The sequence below is a fragment of the Humidisolicoccus flavus genome (assembly GCF_045689595.1).
Taxonomy (GTDB): domain Bacteria; phylum Actinomycetota; class Actinomycetes; order Actinomycetales; family Microbacteriaceae; genus Humidisolicoccus; species Humidisolicoccus flavus.
In genome coordinates this window covers 808846-826117 of record NZ_CP142724.1, presented here as the reverse complement: position 1 = coordinate 826117, position 17272 = coordinate 808846, and the positions used below count along the sequence as shown (strand labels likewise).

Sequence of the window (17272 nt, the reverse complement as noted above, 5' to 3'; positions counted from 1 at the left end):
TCAGAACATCACTGACATTCGGGCGCTCTTGCGGTCGCTGACCAGTGCAGCGCTGCACAGCCGTTCGCGGTCGTGCAGGGCCGTATGAAAGCAAAACTATGACCTACAGCTCAGAAGAATCGTTACAACGTCTCTTGCAGTCCGCCCGTTCCGGGGATCGCGAGGCGTTCGGTGCACTCTTCAAGGAGCTGCGGCCCTACCTCTACTTCGTCGCGAACCGACACGCGAACGAGTCGATCGCTGCCGAAGATCTCGTGTCCGAGGTGATGTCGAAACTGCTCATCGCGATTGATCGCGGCGCCGGGCCGGAGACGAATGTTCGAGCATTTCTCGCAGCGTCGATTCGAAATCTCGCAACCGACCACCTGCGGGCCCGATCCCACGCGAACCTCAGCACCGAGATCGTGGGTGATCTTCCTGCTCGTGCGGAGGATTCACCCGCCGAGCGTTCATCGATCGAGTTGCACGAGGAACTCAGTCTGCTGAAGACGGCCTTCGTTCGCCTCCCGAAAAAGCAGCAGCGGGTGTTGCGCGATGTCGTGATTTTCGAGCGAAAGCCTCGGGCGCTCACGGAAGAGTACGGACAATCTGCGAACTCGATCAGTGCTTCGCTCGTGCGTGCGAAAGTAGCGCTCACACAGGAGATGCGACGGACCCTGCTGCGTAATTCGGTCGACAGCCAATGCCTCCCGTTCCGTGAGGAACTCGCGAAGAACGGTGAGCCGCAGACCGCGCGTGCGGCCGCGCACTTGGAAACCTGCGAGTTGTGTCGGGGCGCAATACGGAAGTTCTCAGCGATTCCGCTGTCCCTCGCGCTTCTTCCGATTGCTTCGATCGGACTGTTATCGGCAGAGTCCGGTGCGGGTGTCGCAGCTGCGGCGACTGCTTCGGCGGGACCGGCGGCCCCGACACCGCCAGCAGATTCGGCTCCGAAAACCCCGAAGACCCCGAAGAAGCCGAACAACACCGTCCTCGCAGCAATCGGTGGGGGCCTGATGCTCGCCCTCGCCGCGCTCCTGTTCTTCCTGTTCGGCCCGCCGAGCGGCGACGCAGATGCGGTTGACCCTGAAGCGAGCGAGAGCGCGGATCTTCCTCCGAGTGAGAGCCCCACCGACCCGGAGCCGAGCGAGTCGAGCAGTCCCGGCGGAACCTCCCTGCAGAATCCCTTGAACTTCGACGTTTCGATCGAGGAACGCAGCGGCGAAACGGCCGTCCTCATCGACGCCACGATCGACGATTCCGCGCAACGAATTGCGGTGACCCTGACATTGCCGGAAACCATGCGCATCGAGAGCGCTCCCGCGGCATGGAACTGCCCGACCACCGCGGGCGGCGGATTGTGCAGCTTCGATGCCGATGCGACGTCGAGCGGCGAGATCATCGTGGTCTCCGGTGATGGCACGCCGACATTCGGCCCATTCACCTTCGAGTACAGCGCCGTCGATGGCAACCTTCACGTTGCCGGAACAAGTGAAGGCACCATCGTCGTTCGCTGACCCGGTACGGCGTGTTACGAGCGCTGGTCGGCCCAGCTCCACACATCGTTGCCGCGAATCGTGACTTCAGCACCGCCATCGATGTAAATGGTCTGCCCGGCGATGTGCGTGTTCGCCTCACTGGTGAGCCAGATCAACAGCTCAGCGACCGATTCGGGGGATTGGTGGTAGTTCAGCGGCATCGGCACGGAAGCGTCGACGCTCGCTGCGCCCTCGGGCGTGGCGAGGAGATCTGCCGTCATCGGGGTGAGCACGATGCCGGGAGCGACGGCGTTCAAGGGGATCCCGGCTCCGGCCCATGCCTCGGTGATGGATTCTCGGCGAACCCACTGCGAGATCGCACGCTTCGAAGAGCTGTAGATCAGGTATCCGAGTTGATCGCCCTGCGCACTGAGGTCCTCGGCGACTCGCACCGCGTGTTCCTCATCGTCTGACAAGAGCGCTTCAACGAGTTCCTGCGAGTTCGGGTGGAGTGAGGCCATCGAGGAGATGACCGCCGCCCGCGGTGAGGAGGATCGGGTGAGCGCTGGCAGCAGAGCGGTCAGGAATTCGGTGACCCCGAAGTAGTTGACCTTCGCCGTGATCGGCTTGGTGGCGGAAAGGCCCGCGCAGGCGATGACCGCATCGATCGTGCCGTCGGCTCGCTCGCTCACTTCTTTGGCTGCACCGAGCCGACCCTCGCGCGTCGAGAGGTCTGCGGTGACTTCGACGTCGCGAAGGTCGACGCCGATCACGGTGTGACCTGATTCGGTGAGAAGTCGTGCGGTGGTGGCTCCGATGCCGGAGGCGGCGCCGGTCACTACGTAGGTTCGCGTCATTGCGGTTTCCTTTCCATTGGGTTCTCGTGCGCAGCGGTTGCTGCGAGGAGGTTGTCGACAAAGCGTGTGAGCATTCGTGCGAACTCGGCAGCATCGTGGTCGGGCCACGGCTCGAGCGCTGCACTGACGAGGTCGTGGCCGATGCCGACGAGTCGGCGGTATGCAGCATGGCCGCTCGTCGTCAGTGCGATCGTGCGGGAACGACCGTCGAGCACGGTGCTGCTGCGCGAGACGAGCTCTCGTGCGGCGAGTCGGGCGATCATCTTGCTCATCGTCGGCCGGCTGACTCGGAGCATGGCCGACAGCTCACTGGGACGAGCCTCGCCACCCACCTGACCCAGCGTGTGCACGAGGCGAACATCAGCAGGATCGACGGTGACGTGGGCAGCGGTCGCGAGACTGCTCTGTACCTCGACGGTCGACCAGGCCGTGACCAGCTGGACGAGTGCTTCGAGGGCAGCGTGAGCGGGGATCTCCGCACCGGTGGCCGGGTTCAGCGCACCTCGGTGCAACCGTGGCTGCAATGCCTGGGAGTCCATGCCTTCACGTTACGCCAACTAGTTGCCTGAAGCAATCAGTTTTCGGCTCGAAGGGCAGACGAATGGGCCGGTGCACGCAGTGCACCGGCCCCACGAATACTCCGTCCGACTACAGGTCCGAGTCGCGAGTGTTTCGACGACGAGCGGCGATCACTGATCCGAGCCCGAGCATGAGCAGCGCCAGGGCGGCAACGACGGTGCCGACCGGATCAACACCGGTCACGGGCAACGGTGCTGTGACCGATCCGGGTTCGGTGGCTCCCGGCGAGCCTGCGCTCGGCGCTCCACCAGCGTTCTCTCCCGGAGCGGTGGAGGGCTCGCTCGGATTCGGCAGCGCACTCTCGCCCGGGTTTTCTTCGCCGGGTGTTTCTTCGCCGGGTGTTTCTTCGCCCGGCGTTTCTTCGCCGGGTGTTTCTTCGCCGGGGTTTTCTTCGCCCGGCAGCGTTGCTCCGCGCTCGAGCACCGTGATCTCACTCGTTCCGGTCCCTGAATTCCCGATGACGGCGAGCGTGTATGCGCCGAGAGCAACGCTGTCTTCGACCGTCAGTGTGGTGGACACGGTGCCCTCGGCATTCGCAGCGCCATTGCCGAGCACGACTGAACCCTCAGCCGAACGCAGCTCGAACACGACCGCCTCGCCGGCGGCGAACCCCTGTGCGGAAACTGCAGTCGGAGTGCCGATGCGAAGCGCATTGCCAGCGACCTCGACCGTTTTCGGAGTGAACACTGCGCCGAAGTTCAGCGTGACCGCCTGCGACGGGAAGAGCTTGTGCTCGGGAGCGCTGAGGTCCTGTCCGGCAGTTCCATCGCCGTAGATGTCGACGGTTCCCGAGTCGAGCAGCAGCCGAACACTCGTTCCATCGGCAAGGCTCGTGACGCCGACGACGCCCTCGTACGATCCTGGCCAGTTCTCGAGGCCGAGCGTTCCCGCCGCCTGCACTGGAGCGTCATCGATGTTCCCAGTCCACCCGAACAGGGCGAAACGACCGGAATCATCGGCACTGCCTGCCACGATGAGATACTCGCCGGTCTCGGCCCTCGCCATCTCGCGAATGGCTCGTCCGCCGAGATCGAGCAGGATCGGGTCGCCGAGCGTCGCGGGTGCACCGGCGATGACCTCGGCGATGTTCTCGACGGGGACGATCAGTGCATTGGCGTCCTCGCCAACCTCGGGTGAGCGGAAGCCGAGCCAGAGCGTCGTGCCATCGGGCGCGATCGCCGCGCCCTCAATGTTCAGCGAGTCCGGGCCTTCCGCAGAGACACCCGGCTGGGTCGCGTTGAAGAACCCGAAGTGGTCCGCGCCGAGGCCGTGCTCGTCGTTCCGGTCCCAAGCCACGAGTGCTTCACGGAGGACCTTCTGGTATCCGACGAACTCAAGCGTCGCTGCTGCGCCGATGCCGGAGAGCTCCGTCTGCAGCACGATGTTGCGGTCGAGCCGGACATTGCCACTTCGAGTGTTTCCGGTCGAGCCAATCCAGTACACCTGGTTGCCGACCTGTGCGACTGCTTCGAAGTCGTGTGCTTCACCAGCGCGTTCGAACTCGATCTGGTCGCTGAAATCGAACTCTGCGAGTGCTTCTCCGCCCTCGGGGGAGAAGAGACGGAGTGCGTTCGAGTCGTCGTCCGCTGCAATGAAGAATCCTTCGCCGACGCTGATGGCAGCCGAGGCATCGGACATCCCGAAGTGCGGCACGACCGATGTATCAGCGAAGGCGGGAGCGACTCGATAGGCGAGTGACGCCGTGGTGGTCCGGCCGTCGTCTGCGACCACCGTGACCGTGATGATCGCGCTCCCGGTGCCGACGGGCTCGGCCGAGAGCGTGAACGTTCCGTCGGCGTGCAGACGGAAGTCGACACCGCTGTCGGGCACGACCGATTCGTTGCTCGAGGCGACGGTCACGGTGAAGGACTGTGCCGCGGGATCCTCGATCGTGCCGCGGGCGCTGGGGTTGTTCGCTGCGTCGAGCACAGCGCCGAGAGCGGCACCGGAGCCACCTGCAACTCGGCTGTCCCAGGCAACGATCGGCTTCGGGAGAATCGGATCAACGGCGTCCGTGCCGGACACGAAGCCCGGGGCGAAGGCGACGCCGCGGTAGGCGGTGCCAAGGGGTGCGGTCGAGAGCACATCGGTCTGCGCAACGAAGCTCGCGGTGTCTCCGGAGTCCACGATCCGAACGAGCTCGTTCGCTTGGCCCGCCCCACGGATCGCGTAGAGGACCGTGCCGTCGCCAGCGACTCGGGCTTCCAATCCCCAGAAATCACCCTGCAGGGTGTCGACATACAGCCACTGCCCGCCGGAGCGTTCGTACTTCGCGATTCCTCGCGCGCTGCCCTCGGTAAATCCGACGTACAGGCTGTCGTCTGCGAACGCGAAGTCGTGGGCGACGGTCGCGTTTGCGGGCGCCGGTGCGACGAGCGTGAGCGATGAGGCGGTCAACGGCGTTCCGGTGCCGACCATGTTGAGTCCTGAAAACCCGCTGCGGTCACTCGTTGCATAGAGCTGACCGTCGTGGATGTCGACGACGCGAGCGTTGTTGAGCGCAGAACTCCCGGCAACGATCGCGGTCGGAGTATTGTTCGGCCCGGCAGGGACCGTCAGTACGCCACCGGCGGGTGCAAGGCTGTCTCCGCCGTGGCCGCCGGTCCAGTAGTTCGAGCCATCGTCCGTGACGACGCCGCGGATGTGTCGGAGACTGTAGGCACCTCCCAGCGTCGTCGTGGTGTCGACTTCGCCGTTGGCATCGATTCGTGCCACCACGCGCGGCAGCGCCGGGGCGACCGTGTCGTTGAGCGAACCCGCACCCGGTTCTGCCGCGTAGCCACCGAGCGTGACGAAGCGAGCATCCGCGGATTGCTGGAGCGCGCCCTGCTGGTCGCGGTCAGCGCCGAGGGCGAAGGGGAGCTGTTCGCCAGAAGCGCTGGTCGGCAATGCGATGGTTGCACCGAGATCCCCGGCGCCATCGAGCAGGTGAATGCTCACTGGCACGGCGTTATTGCCGGTCGTGCTTCCGTCTCCGACGACGGAAATCGCGAGCTGATCGAGCGGTGCTGCCGCCTCGACCTGCGCTGCAGGGACGAACGAGAGACCGACGAGCGCGGCGAGGCTGAGGGCGAGCGCCCGCGGGATGGCCCGCGCTCGAGAGACGACCGGTGATCGGGAAGACGGCATGAAGCAACTCCTGCGTTGGACGTTCGGGCATCCTCTCTGGCCGAGGAACCTCTCTGGCGGAGGAACCTGTGCGGCTGAGCGAACCGGGCATTCGAACAACCCGCGTCATTGGGAAACCCGTGCAATGGGGACGTCGTCACTGAAGCAAAGATGTGTGAATGCGAAGGTCTCGCTGGGTGAATCAGGGGCCAACGCCATTCCACGGGCGGGTGAACAGCGCCGCGGTGCTCTATCGCGTGGTCGAGTCCCGGGGCTCTCGCGAGCGCTGCGTCATCTGCCGATGCAGGAGCACGATCGCCAGGGCGAGCACGGTGCCGACGATTGCACCGACTGCATTGGTCAGGAGATCCTGGAGGTCGCATGCCCGACCCAGGAATGGCAGGGCGCCCTGCGCGATTTCGATGCAGACGGAGAGCAGGATTGCGGCGATCCCCGCCAGGAGCGGCCGCCGAAACGCGAGGCCGCCGAACAGGGCGAGGGGAATGAACAGCGCAATGTTCGCGAGTGGTTCGATCCCGATTGCCGAGGGCACGATGACATCGAACGAACAGAATTTCGGATTGGCAGTGATGCGACCGCTCGGGATGAGCGTGAGCGCGAGGACACCGAGCAGACTCAGGCCGGTCAGCGCGAGCAAGCTCCTCCGATGGTTTCGCTTCGAGAACACTAATGCTGTGCCGAGCGCGAGGCAGAGCAGGAGCGCGAGGGCGAGCAGAAGCTTCGCGAGTTGCGGGTTGCTCGCAAGAAGAGTGCTGATCATTGCGCGTCGTTGACCGCAGGGTCATCGGACGAGTGATCGCGTGCCGGATCGGGCGAATGGTCCGGTGCTCCTCCCGTGGATCGCCACGAGCCGAGCGGTGCTTCGGCGACCTCTTCTTCCGAGGTTTCGACATTGGTGATCGTGAATCCACGAGCCTGGTAGTTCCCGAGTGCCGCCGGGCCATCGAGGGTGCAGGTGTGCACCCAGACGCGAGTGATCGGGGCGAGGTCGAAGCGTTCCGCCTGGCTCCAGGCCGCGTGAATCGTGTGTTCGAGGAGTGCGCCACCGAGCCCTCGACCGATCGCGTGCGCAGCGAGACCGAAGTAGCGGAGTTCGACCTGCGTCGATGCGTTCTGGTCCGCCGTGGCCTGCACGGGCTGCGCTTGCAGTTGTGCAAAGCCGAGCGGGCCGGCGGGCTCGGACAGGATGAGAAGTTCCGTGCCGGGGGCAGAGAGTTCTTCGAGCCACTGCGCTCTCGACCACGTCAACCGTTCGGTCCAGCGCCACGGACCGCCGACGAGTCCGTACAGGAAGCGCGCGTATTCGGGCGAGATCGTGCTGGTGCGGTCGAGTCGCACCGACTCGTCGATCTCGCGCGGCGGCGAAGCGGGTCGCCGAGTCATCTCGAGCGTCGTCGTGGTGACCTTCGTCGTGGTGACCGCAGGCGTGGTGACCGGTGTCATCGCAGCATTCCTTTCGAGCCCAGTTCGGCTCTTTCCCTCATGCTAATCCTGTGTTTCCGCCCGCGATTGCTTCGCCGCGTCGAGGTCGTTGTAGTGCGGATCCGCCATCGGGACTCCCGTGAGTGAGGTGGAGCGGGCGATCGCCATGCTCCCGATCGCGGAGGTCGCAAGCTGCAGCAGGATGATGAGGACGACCTTGACGAGGTTCGGGATGCTCGGTTGCAGAAGCAGCGCTCCAACAACGACGAAGGTGATGCCGAGCCCGCTCGCCGTGCCGACTGCGGAGACTCGCGTGTAGGCATCCGGGAAGCGAACGACTCCGAGTGCCGCGGTCGCAAAAACGAGGGCACCGATGACGATGAGGCCGTTGCCGGTGATCTCGACGATGTGCTCGAGGAACCAGTTCATCGTTGCCCCCGTGTCAATACGCGTGCCAGTGAGAGTGCGCTCAGAAATCCGACGAAGGACGCGACGAGGACGAGATCGAAGGTCGCGGCGTTCTCGATGCGCACTCCGAAGAGGGTCAGGAGGCCGACCATGCCGAACAGCAGCAGGTCGCCCGCGATCGCACGGTCCGCTTCCGTGGGCCCGACGAGCATGCGATACGTCGCGGCGATGCTTGCGAGTCCGATGATGATGATCCCGAGATCGAGTCCGAACGTGATCATGCGGTGAACCCTTCTCGTCGAATTCCGTGCAGCATCCTGGCCTCCATGTCTGCGAGCGCTTCGCGGAGTTCGTCTGCATCCGCCTGGTACATCCCGTGGACGTAGAGCACGCGTGCAGGATCGGGTTCGAGCTTGTCGTCTCGTGCTTCGATGCTGGTCCCGAGCGTCAGCGTGCTCGGCGTCAGCGTGATGAGCGAGGCGAGCAGTGTGAGTTCGTGGTCCGAGCGGCAGCGTGTCGAGTACGCGGCAATACCCGGAGTCGACTGCTGTCCGGGCGTGAGGTTGTCGCGAAGCACGGCAACGTTCGAGACGACGATTTCTTTCGCGAACCAGAGCCAGAAGCCGAGGGCACGCAGTGGCCAGGTCACCCAGGTCATGAGTGCATCACCGCCTCCGTGTACGCGCTCGTATCGAGGAGCCCCGCTGCAGCGATCTCGGTGAGCGTGAGCAGCCCTTCAGCGCCGATGCCGAGCGCGATCGTCACAACCGCGAGGATCACCGCGGGCGCGGTCAGCGCTGCGCCGACTCGAACACGGGAGCGAGTCCGTACCGCGACTCCTCCGTCGGCGTGACTTGGCGAGGGTGGTTCCTGGAGCCGCTCCGGCAATTCGCCCCAGAAGATTCCCGACCACAGCTTCAGCATCGACAACAGCGTGATGAGGCTGACGACGAGCATCGCGATGACGACCGCGATCTGCCCGGCCTCCAGTGAGGCCATCACGATCGTCAGTTTCGCCACGAACCCGGAGAACGGAGGGAGCCCCGCCATCGAGAACGCCGCGATCAGGAAGGCGCCCGCGAGCCAGGGTTCTCGCGCTGCCATTCCGCCGAGTCGCGCGAGCACGCCCGTGCCGTACCGGACCTCGATGGCCCCGGTGGAGAGGAACAGCGCCGCCTTGACGAACATGTGATGAATCAAATAGAAGATGCCCGCGGCAAGGCCTGCACCGGTGAACAGCGCGACTCCGATGAGGATGTATCCGATTTGGCTCACCATATGGAACGCCAGCACTGACCGTGCCGTTGATTCTCCAACGGCTGCGAAGACGCCAACGATCATCGTGATGGTGAAGACGACGATGCCGATGGTCAGGAAACGTTCGTCTCCTTCGAACAGTTGCGCGTAGATCCGGTAGATCGCATAGATCGCGACTTTCGTGTGGAGGCCGGAGAAAAGCGCGGTCACGGCGGGGGAGGTCGCCGGATACGTGCGCGCGAGCCAGCCATGGACGGGGACGACGGCGGCTTTGATGGAGAGTGCGAACAGGCAGATTCCCGCCGCGACTGCGACCTCCGGGGTTGAGCGGGCGATGCCTGCGAGTTCGCCGAGGTTGACGGTGCCAGCGGTGCCGTAGATGAACCCGACACCGGCCAGGAAGATCGTCGAGGTCAGGAGGTTCACGGTCACGTAGACACGCGCGCCTCGGACCTGCCGAAGGGCCCCTCGGCCTGGCCCTGCGAGCACGAGCAGTGCGTAGGCGGGGAGCAGCATGACCTCGATGAAGACGAAGAGGTTGAACAGGTCTGCCGTCAAGAGCGCGCCGTTCACCCCGCCCATCAGTACCAGCACGAGGGGCGCGAAGTAGCGGCCTTCCGCGGTGCGCGAGGCGAGCGCGAACATTGCACAGACCGTGGTGAGCAGCGCCGTCGCGGTCAGCAGGAGCGCGGTCAGCATGTCAGCGGCGAAGGGGATCGCGATCCCGACTGGCCAGAGGCCGACGCCGTGTGCAATCGGACCACCATCGAACACGGTCACGATCACGAGTGCACCGGCGATGAGCGCCGACACCGTGGTCGCAAGGAGCACGCTTGCCTGAAGTCGTGGCCGACGACCGAGCGCGAGCAGCACGCCGGCCAGCAGCAGTGGCCCTGCGACGAAGAGCGGAAGCATCGCGGCGATCATCCGGTGCCTTCTTCGCTCGGGACGTTGTCGACAGCGGTCGGCTGCCCCTTGTGGCGTGCTGCGACCGTGTCGTCGTCTGTTGCTCCGGTTGCAGCAAGCGCGAGCATGACGACCGTGATGGAGAAGGAGATGACGATGGCGGTCAACACGAATGCTTGCGGGAGCGGATCAGCGACCCCGCTCGTGTCCGTGAACGTTCCGAAGGGGGCGGTTCGGCCGGCGGTGCCGCCGGCCGCGATCAGGATCAGGTTCACCGCATGCCCGAGGAGTACGAAACCGAGGATGACGCGGAGCAGTTCTCGTCGTTGGAGCAGATAGACGGCCCCGGTTACGAGGAGTCCGGCTGAGATCGCGAGGGTCATGGTGCGATTCCTTCCTGCTGCAGGGCGGTACTTCGACGTTCGTCGTCGGCCTCAGCGTCGCTCGCGGATGATCGCTGCTTCCGAGCATCGAGGCCGAGGACGTTCAGCGCCGCCAGCACGATGCCGATCACTGCAAGGTAGACACCGATGTCGAACAGCAGCGCGCTCGTGAGGCTCATGCCGAGGATTTCGCCGTGGAGTGGGCGAAGGAACGAGCCCTCGATGTAGCCGAGGAGCCCGGTCGCGGTCGCCACCGCGACACCCAGTCCGATCAGCGTCAAGTACGGCCATTTGATGGGTGCGGCGCGCTCGGTGGGGGCTGCAAGGTAGAGCAGCGCGAATCCTGCGCCACCGACCAGAGCGGCAATGAATCCGCCGCCGGGCTCGTAATGTCCGCGGAACAGCAGAATGACGGAGATCACGACGGTGAGCGGCCCTGCCCAGCGGATCATCGTGCGAGTGAACACCGCGTTCTGGGCCGCGTGGGCGAGCGGTGAGGCGCTGTCGTACCGCTCGTCGTCGTCGAGCTTCGGGACGGGCACGACTCGGTGCGCGCTCAGGAGCGCCGCGATTGCAACGCCCGCGATACCGAGCACGGTGAGCTCACCCAGGGTGTCGAAGGCTCGGAAATCAACGAGGATCGTGTTGACGATATTGCTCCCTCCGGTTTCCGCCTCGGCGTTCCCGAGGAAGTACTCGGCTGCTGCAGAGAGTTCGCGTCGGCCGGTCAGAGCGAGCACAGCGAGCGTCGTGACCACTCCGGCCGCGACCGCGATTGCTCCCGACGACAGTCGACGCCTTCTCGAGTCTTTTTTGAATGTCCGGGGGAGTCGCCGGAGCACGAGCACCATGACGCACACGGTGAGGATCTCGACGAGGAGCTGGGTCAGTGCGACATCCGCGGCACCGAGCCAGAAGAACCAGATCGTCATTGCGAAGCCGACGACGCCGGTGACGACGATCGCCGAGACTCGCGTCCGCGCGACGATAGCAGCGACGGTGCCGACCAGCACGAAGGCGACGAGCACCCAGTCGAAGGGCTGGCTCGGATCGCCGACGACGGGAGGCAGGGTTCCGAGCAGTGGCGCGCACAGCGCGGCGATCACGACGACGCAGACGACCGGGATCATCATGTGGCGACGAGGGGTGCTGCGCCCGCTCCACCGGCTCACGTGACCGCCGAGCGCGATCGTCGCGGCACGAAGCCGATCGACGACCTCGGTGCCGGCGATCGGTGTGCGCAACGGTTGCAGCACGCGCTCGACCGAAGCGCGACGCCAGATCAGCAATGCGCCAATGGCGATGACGATCGCAGAGACACCGAGTGCCACGGTGAATCCGTGCCAGAGCGAGAGGTGCGTGATGACCGGTGTCCCGGTTGCCGTTGTCGCTGCAGCCGAGACCGCGACGTCGAGCAGGCCCGGCATGAACCCGAGTGCGACCGTGGTGCCGATGCAGAGCGCCGGAACCAGCCAGAACCAGAAGGCGCCTTCTCGGACGGTTCGTTCGCCCCCACCGAAGAGCGCAAGGACCAGCCGCCCGGAGTACGCGACCGTCATCACGGCAGTCACCGCTGCGGCCGCTGTTGCAAGAAGGGGGAGCCAGGCGAGGGAGTCCGCATGGAGGAGCGCTTCGAACATCCCTTCTTTGCTGACGAATCCGAGCAGTGGCGGGATGCCCGCCATCGAGAGGGCGGCGACGACGGCGACAGTCCGCGTCACCGGCATGCGGAGGTGAAGACTGCGCAGTTCGCGGAGGTCTCTCGTGCCCGCTTGGTGGTCGACGATGCCGATCACCATGAAGAGGGCTGCTTTGAACAGCGCATGCGCGATCGTGTGCACGATCGCGGCGGTAATGGCCGCTTCCGTGCCGACGCCGATCAGGAGCACCAGGAGCCCGAGCTGGCTCATGGTCGAGAACGCCAGCAGTGCTTTGAGATCGGTTTGACGCATTGCGCTGAACGCGCCCAGGAGTGCCGTCACGGCGCCGCTCGTGATCAGGAGCGTCATCCAGAGCGCCTCGTCGTGCAGCGGCGGCGAGAACCGCAGCAGCAGGTAGATTCCGGCTTTCACCATCGCGGCGGCGTGCAGGTAGGTGCTGACCGGCGTGATCGCGACCATCGAGTCCGGCAACCACGACTGGAACGGGAACTGCGCGGATTTCGTGAACGCAGCGAGGGCGAGCAGCACGATGATCCAGGTGGTCGCACCCGGCTGCTCGGTCCAGAACGGAGCGTCAAGGATCTCGCTCAAACGCGTCGTCCCGCTGACGACCACCAAAGTAATGACGGCTGCCAAGAGCGCGAGCCCGCCGAGGACGGTGACGAGGAGCGTCCGGATCGCCGGTTCGCGTGCCGTTGGTCCTGAGCGCGCGATCAGGAAGAACGAGCACAGTGTCGTCACTTCCCAGGCCACGAACAGCACGACGACATCGTCGGCGAGGACGAGTGCGAGCATGGCGAGTGCAAACGTCGTCATGAGCAGGAAGTACCGGGCATGCCGCTCGCGCTCCAGATACTTCGCGGAGTACACGAGCACTCCGGCACCGATCACGGTGACGAGCAAGCCGAAGACGAGACTCAACCCGTCAAGTCGAAGCGCAAGGTGCACGCCGAGGCTCGGGATCCACGGGTAGGTCTCGGCCGAAGGAGCGCCCTGCCAGGCGATCACGAGCGAGGCCGCGGCTGTCAGCAGCGGAAGCGCGAGCACGAAGCCAGCGGCACGGCCGAGGAGGCGCGCCAGCGGAACCGCTGCGACAACCGCGGCGAGAGTGAAGGAGAGAGCTCCAAGGAGCATGGGTCACCTCAAGATCGTTCGAACAGGTTCACCGTTTCCGAAGATCTCTTGCACTTGCACGACGCGCGAGGTGCATCCGGAACGGACGTTACCGAGCGAAGGGTCGAGGCGAGACGCCAGCGAGAATTGCACCCCACGTGGAGATGTAGCCGTTCGTGCCGGGGTGTGGGACGTCCCATTGCAGCGGCACGAAGCCGGCTGCTTTGGCGCTCACGAGTGGGGACACCCAATGACAGTAGCAAAGACAGTCGATGAACATCGAGGAAATCGCGGCTCCTCTGTGAGACGATTTTCGGAGCATTCGACCTTTGATTTCGCCCGGGAGCGACCCCATGACTGTTCAAACACAGGTGCTGTTCGTCTGCGTGCACAACGCTGGGCGTTCGCAAATGGCCGCCGGATTCCTCGAATCACTTGCTGCGGGCGAAGTCATTGTGCGTTCCGCAGGCTCCGCGCCGAAGGACTCGATCAATGAGGTCGCCGTCGAGGTGATGCGCGAGGTCGGTATCGACATCGCGAACAAGCAGCCGAAGGTGCTGAGCGTCGATGCGGTGCGAGAATCCGACGTCGTGATCACGATGGGCTGCGGTGACGCCTGCCCGATCTTCCCCGGCAAGCGCTACGAGGACTGGGAGCTCGACGACCCAGCAGGGCGCGGTATCGACGAAGTTCGCGTGATCCGCGATGACATCAAGGCCCGCGTCGAAGCGCTCCTGAAGGAACTCACCGCCTAGGACCGTTTCGCCCAAGAGTCGCGCGAGCGCCAGCTGAACGCTTATTGCGGTTCTGCATTTCGTCACAGCGATGCGCGCATGAAGAAAATGTTTCAGCTCTGTGACATCTCAAAGTTTCGCTTGCAATTCGTCTCACTAAACAGAATGATTACTGACAACAAACATTCTGCATTGTGGGAGGAATCGTTATGGTCAGTTCGGGCGACGACATCACGCTGGACGCCGAGAGGCCAGACGATGGGCAAGACGCGGAGCACGAGTCCGCGGCTCGCGACGATGCAGACCGAGATGTAGTCGGACAAAAAATCCGCGCATTTCGAAAAGCACGACGACTGACGGTGCGCGACCTCGCAACCCGAGCCGAAGTGAGTCCGGGATTCATCAGTCAGCTCGAGAACGGGCGCACGAACGCTGGAGTCGGAACGCTCCGTCGGATCGCCTCCGCGCTCGGGATCGCCTTCGTCGACCTGTTCAGCACGGACACCTCGACGAGTCGAGTGCTCCGTCGATCAGAACGACCCTTGCTGCCGACGCGCTCCGGAACCCGAAAATACGCGGTCACGCTGCCGCCGCTGCAGGGCGTCGAGATCTACATCTCAGAAATCGAGCCCGGTCAGATGATCGGCGACGCCACCTTCACCCACGGTGACTCACAGGAAATCATTTACGTCCTCAACGGCACGGTCGTCTTGACCGTGTCGGGCACGAAGTTCGAAGTCTCCACCGGCGACTCCATTGAATTCAGAAGCTCCGAACCGCACAGCCTCGAGAACTTCTCGAACTCGATGGGAGAAGTGATGTGGATCTCCTCGCCCCCAACAGTGCCCCAGTTCAACCTTCACGGAAACGAAAGAAGTTCATCATGACCTGGTCAAAGAAATTCGCAGCCGCCTCGATTGCGCTGCTCCTCACCGCGAGCGTCGCAGGATGCTCCGCGGGCGACCCCGAGAGCTCGGGCGGCGCCGACAACGCCGGAACAACGCAAGTGAAGTTCGGTCTGCCCACGAACATGGGCGCGAACAACGCGCCGCTGGCAGTCGCGCAGGGCCTCGGCTATTTCGAGGATGAAGGTCTCGACGTTGAGATCGTCAACACCGGTGGAAGCTCGGCGTCACTGCAGGCGGTCCTGTCCGGGCAACTCGACATCGGGAGCGCAACCCCAGAACCGATCCTGCAGTTCGTGGAATCAGGCGGCGGCTTCGGTGGCGTCACCATGTTCTACAACTACGTACGCCAACCAACCGGTTCGCTCGCCGTGCTCGCGAGCAGCGACGTGCAAAGTCTCGAAGACTTCGCGGGTCTCACCATCGGGAACAGCTCGCTCGGCTCCGGCAATCTGATTCTCGCCAATGGAATCCTCGACTCGGTCGGCCTCGAACCCGACGTCGATTTCTCGCACATCGCTGTCGGCACGGGCGCGGCAGCCCTGCAGGCGCTCGAGAGCGGCCAGGTCGGCGCACTCTCCCTGTGGGACACCGAGTACGCGGCAATGGAGGTCCAGGGTGTCGAACTGCGCACCTTCACGAGCCCCGAGGCGGCGGAGCTGTTCTCGACCACATACTTCTCGTCGCCGAAGTACATCGAAGACAACCCCGAGGTGATCGAGGCATTCGGCCGTGCAATGGCCCGCGCTACGCATTTCACGTCTCTCGACCCGACCGCGGCGCTGAAAGTCATGTACGAGACCTTCCCAGAGACTCGCACCGGTGGTCTCGACGAGGCTGCGCAGCTCGAAACCGATCTCGTCGCCTTGAACGCCAGGCTCGAACTGCTGCTCGCCGACGACCCGATCGCCAACGGCAACTGGGGCGAATACTCCCCGAGCGCGGTTGAATCGTGGACCAGCTACGCATTCACCTCCGAGATCGTGACGACCGAGCTCAACGCCGACGAGCTGTACACGAACGACTTCGTCGAGGCCTACAACGACTTCGATCCAGCAGAGATCGAAGCAGACGTCGCGGAGTTCCAGGAATGAGTATCACCGCAGGCGTTCCCGCGATCGATCACCACTCGCACGCCTCGGCGTACCAGTCGGGTGGGCGGTACCGTTCGGTGCAGGACCACGCGGACCACTTCAACACCGGTCACCTCGAGTCACGGATTCCCTCGGCGGTCTACCGGGAGTACGTCCAGGCCCGAAACGTTCACGACACCGCGGCGCTCGAAACCCTCGATCAGCAGTACGGCATTCAGGCCCTGCTCGACGAAGGTCGACAGTTCCGGAGCACCACCTTCTTCGCCACCGCACTTCGCAAGGGCTCGTCGCTGCTGTACAACAGCAGCGACGAGTCGAAGTTCGAAGAACTCGGCGAGCAGTTGCGGGACGGAGGCGTTGCAGCGCCCTACGACACAGCTGCCGAGGTCGCGAATACGCCGACACTCCTCGTCGATGTGAAGTCGATCGATGCGGCGAGCTGGGATCCGCGGCGGTATCGCCAGATCATCCGAATCGACCCGTACCTGTACCCGTTCGGTTTCGACCCTCGCGATGACCGCGGCACGGAAGCGGATCGCTTCTTGAACATCTTCGCGGGCGTCCGCGGTGATGAGATGCGGGCCTCCGGGCTCGATGACGTCCCCCGAACGCTCGATGGCTGGGAAGCGTTCGTGCTCGAATCGCTGGCCCGACGACGACAGGGCGGCGCGATCGGCTACAAGATCGTGTCGGCCTACGTCCGCACGCTCGCCTTCACGCGGGCAATCCGTTCCGATGCGAGCCGAGAGTTCGAGAAGCTCGCACGTGGCGAGGCGGGGGATCGCGGCGTGCTCGCCGACTACCTCGTCACGCGCATCGCAGTCGAAGCGGGCGAACACCGCGTTCCCATTCAGATTCACACCGGGATGGGCCACCCGGAGCCCGGGATGTACGTGAGGAACGCCGACCCGCTCAACCTCGAGAGCTGGCTCCTGCAGCCAGAGCTCAATCAGGTCTCGATTGTGCTCATCCACGGTGCCTACCCCTTCACGAGTCACGCGGCGGCACTCGCCCAGACCTACGGCAATGTCTACCTCGATTTCTCTTGGATGCCCTACCTCCACCACGAACATCTGCGACTCAAGCTGGTGGAGTGGATGGAGATCCTTCCGGCGAACAAATTGCTCTTCGGCTCCGACACCGGGCTCCCGGAGTTCCACGTCGCGGCCGCGCACTTCGCTCGCGAAGCGCTCGACGCGGCATTGCAGAGCGGAATGCAACGGAACGTCTGGACCGCGGGACAGGCCGACTTCCTTGCCGAACGGATCCTGTTCCAGAACGCGAGTGACCTGTACTCGCTGGGTTCGACGACGCCGCGCTCGACGCACTCCCTGTGACTCGCGGCTCAGGCCGCACCTATTGCTCAA

Annotated in this window: 17 protein-coding genes; 5 read left to right on the top strand and 12 right to left on the bottom strand. The window is 64.3% G+C overall.

The genetic code is table 11. The features are described from left to right. Window positions 1-98 precede the first annotated feature (98 nt). Entirely contained in the window at window positions 99-1496 is a 1398-nt protein-coding gene (locus U2H20_RS03945) for an RNA polymerase sigma factor (RefSeq protein WP_430593196.1), read from the top strand. 14 nt (window positions 1497-1510) lie between these two features. Here the strand turns inward: U2H20_RS03945 and U2H20_RS03940 are convergent, their stop codons facing one another. The 12 genes from U2H20_RS03940 to U2H20_RS03885 form a co-directional block, all read right to left on the bottom strand. Continuing rightward, window positions 1511-2314, bottom strand: a complete 804-nt coding sequence (locus tag U2H20_RS03940) for an SDR family oxidoreductase (protein WP_430593195.1) — start codon at window positions 2312-2314, stop codon at window positions 1511-1513. Further along, entirely contained in the window at window positions 2311-2853 is a 543-nt protein-coding gene (locus tag U2H20_RS03935) for a MarR family winged helix-turn-helix transcriptional regulator (protein ID WP_430593194.1), read from the bottom strand. Before U2H20_RS03935 ends, U2H20_RS03940 begins: the two co-directional genes overlap by 4 nt. Window positions 2854-2962: 109 nt before the next feature. After that, on the bottom strand, window positions 2963-6022 hold the full coding sequence (locus U2H20_RS03930; protein WP_430593193.1) for a hypothetical protein: 3060 nt from the start codon (window positions 6020-6022) through the stop codon (window positions 2963-2965). A gap of 229 nt (window positions 6023-6251) precedes the next feature. Next, window positions 6252-6782, bottom strand: coding sequence for a VanZ family protein (locus U2H20_RS03925; RefSeq protein WP_430593192.1), 531 nt, complete (start codon window positions 6780-6782; stop codon window positions 6252-6254). Further along, entirely contained in the window at window positions 6779-7465 is a 687-nt protein-coding gene (locus tag U2H20_RS03920; protein WP_430593191.1) for a GNAT family N-acetyltransferase, read from the bottom strand. The genes U2H20_RS03925 and U2H20_RS03920 overlap by 4 nt, the downstream gene beginning before the upstream one ends. 42 nt (window positions 7466-7507) lie before the next feature. Then, window positions 7508-7873, bottom strand: coding sequence for a cation:proton antiporter (locus U2H20_RS03915; protein ID WP_430593190.1), 366 nt, complete (start codon window positions 7871-7873; stop codon window positions 7508-7510). Beyond that, window positions 7870-8133, bottom strand: a complete 264-nt coding sequence (locus U2H20_RS03910; RefSeq protein WP_430593189.1) for a monovalent cation/H+ antiporter complex subunit F — start codon at window positions 8131-8133, stop codon at window positions 7870-7872. The genes U2H20_RS03915 and U2H20_RS03910 overlap by 4 nt, the downstream gene beginning before the upstream one ends. Further along, window positions 8130-8510 (bottom strand): Na+/H+ antiporter subunit E, encoded by a 381-nt coding sequence (locus U2H20_RS03905; RefSeq protein ID WP_430593188.1) that lies wholly within the window; start codon window positions 8508-8510, stop codon window positions 8130-8132. Before U2H20_RS03905 ends, U2H20_RS03910 begins: the two co-directional genes overlap by 4 nt. Beyond that, the gene (locus U2H20_RS03900) at window positions 8507-10036 is read right to left on the bottom strand and encodes a monovalent cation/H+ antiporter subunit D family protein (RefSeq protein ID WP_430593187.1); all 1530 of its coding nucleotides are present in this window, start codon (window positions 10034-10036) and stop codon (window positions 8507-8509) included. Before U2H20_RS03900 ends, U2H20_RS03905 begins: the two co-directional genes overlap by 4 nt. Continuing rightward, window positions 10033-10398: a cation:proton antiporter subunit C gene (locus tag U2H20_RS03895; RefSeq protein ID WP_430593186.1), complete on the bottom strand. Its 366-nt coding sequence runs from the start codon at window positions 10396-10398 to the stop codon at window positions 10033-10035. The genes U2H20_RS03900 and U2H20_RS03895 overlap by 4 nt, the downstream gene beginning before the upstream one ends. Then, window positions 10395-13193, bottom strand: coding sequence for a DUF4040 family protein (locus tag U2H20_RS03890; RefSeq protein WP_430593185.1), 2799 nt, complete (start codon window positions 13191-13193; stop codon window positions 10395-10397). Before U2H20_RS03890 ends, U2H20_RS03895 begins: the two co-directional genes overlap by 4 nt. 88 nt (window positions 13194-13281) lie before the next feature. Further along, complete coding sequence (locus tag U2H20_RS03885; RefSeq protein WP_430593184.1) at window positions 13282-13419, bottom strand: hypothetical protein; 138 nt, start codon at window positions 13417-13419, stop codon at window positions 13282-13284. Between the two features lie 106 nt (window positions 13420-13525). Between U2H20_RS03885 and U2H20_RS03880 the strand changes: the two genes are divergently transcribed. The 4 genes from U2H20_RS03880 (at window position 13526) to U2H20_RS03865 (ending at window position 17242) form a co-directional block, all read left to right on the top strand. Further along, complete coding sequence (locus U2H20_RS03880) at window positions 13526-13927, top strand: arsenate reductase ArsC (RefSeq protein WP_430593183.1); 402 nt, start codon at window positions 13526-13528, stop codon at window positions 13925-13927. Between the two features lie 188 nt (window positions 13928-14115). Then, window positions 14116-14793 (top strand): helix-turn-helix domain-containing protein, encoded by a 678-nt coding sequence (locus tag U2H20_RS03875; protein WP_430593182.1) that lies wholly within the window; start codon window positions 14116-14118, stop codon window positions 14791-14793. Then, window positions 14790-15905 (top strand): ABC transporter substrate-binding protein, encoded by a 1116-nt coding sequence (locus U2H20_RS03870; protein ID WP_430593181.1) that lies wholly within the window; start codon window positions 14790-14792, stop codon window positions 15903-15905. The genes U2H20_RS03875 and U2H20_RS03870 overlap by 4 nt, the downstream gene beginning before the upstream one ends. After that, a complete protein-coding gene (locus tag U2H20_RS03865; protein WP_430593180.1) occupies window positions 15902-17242 on the top strand; it encodes an amidohydrolase family protein in 1341 nt (446 codons plus the stop codon). Before U2H20_RS03870 ends, U2H20_RS03865 begins: the two co-directional genes overlap by 4 nt. Window positions 17243-17272 lie beyond the last annotated feature (30 nt).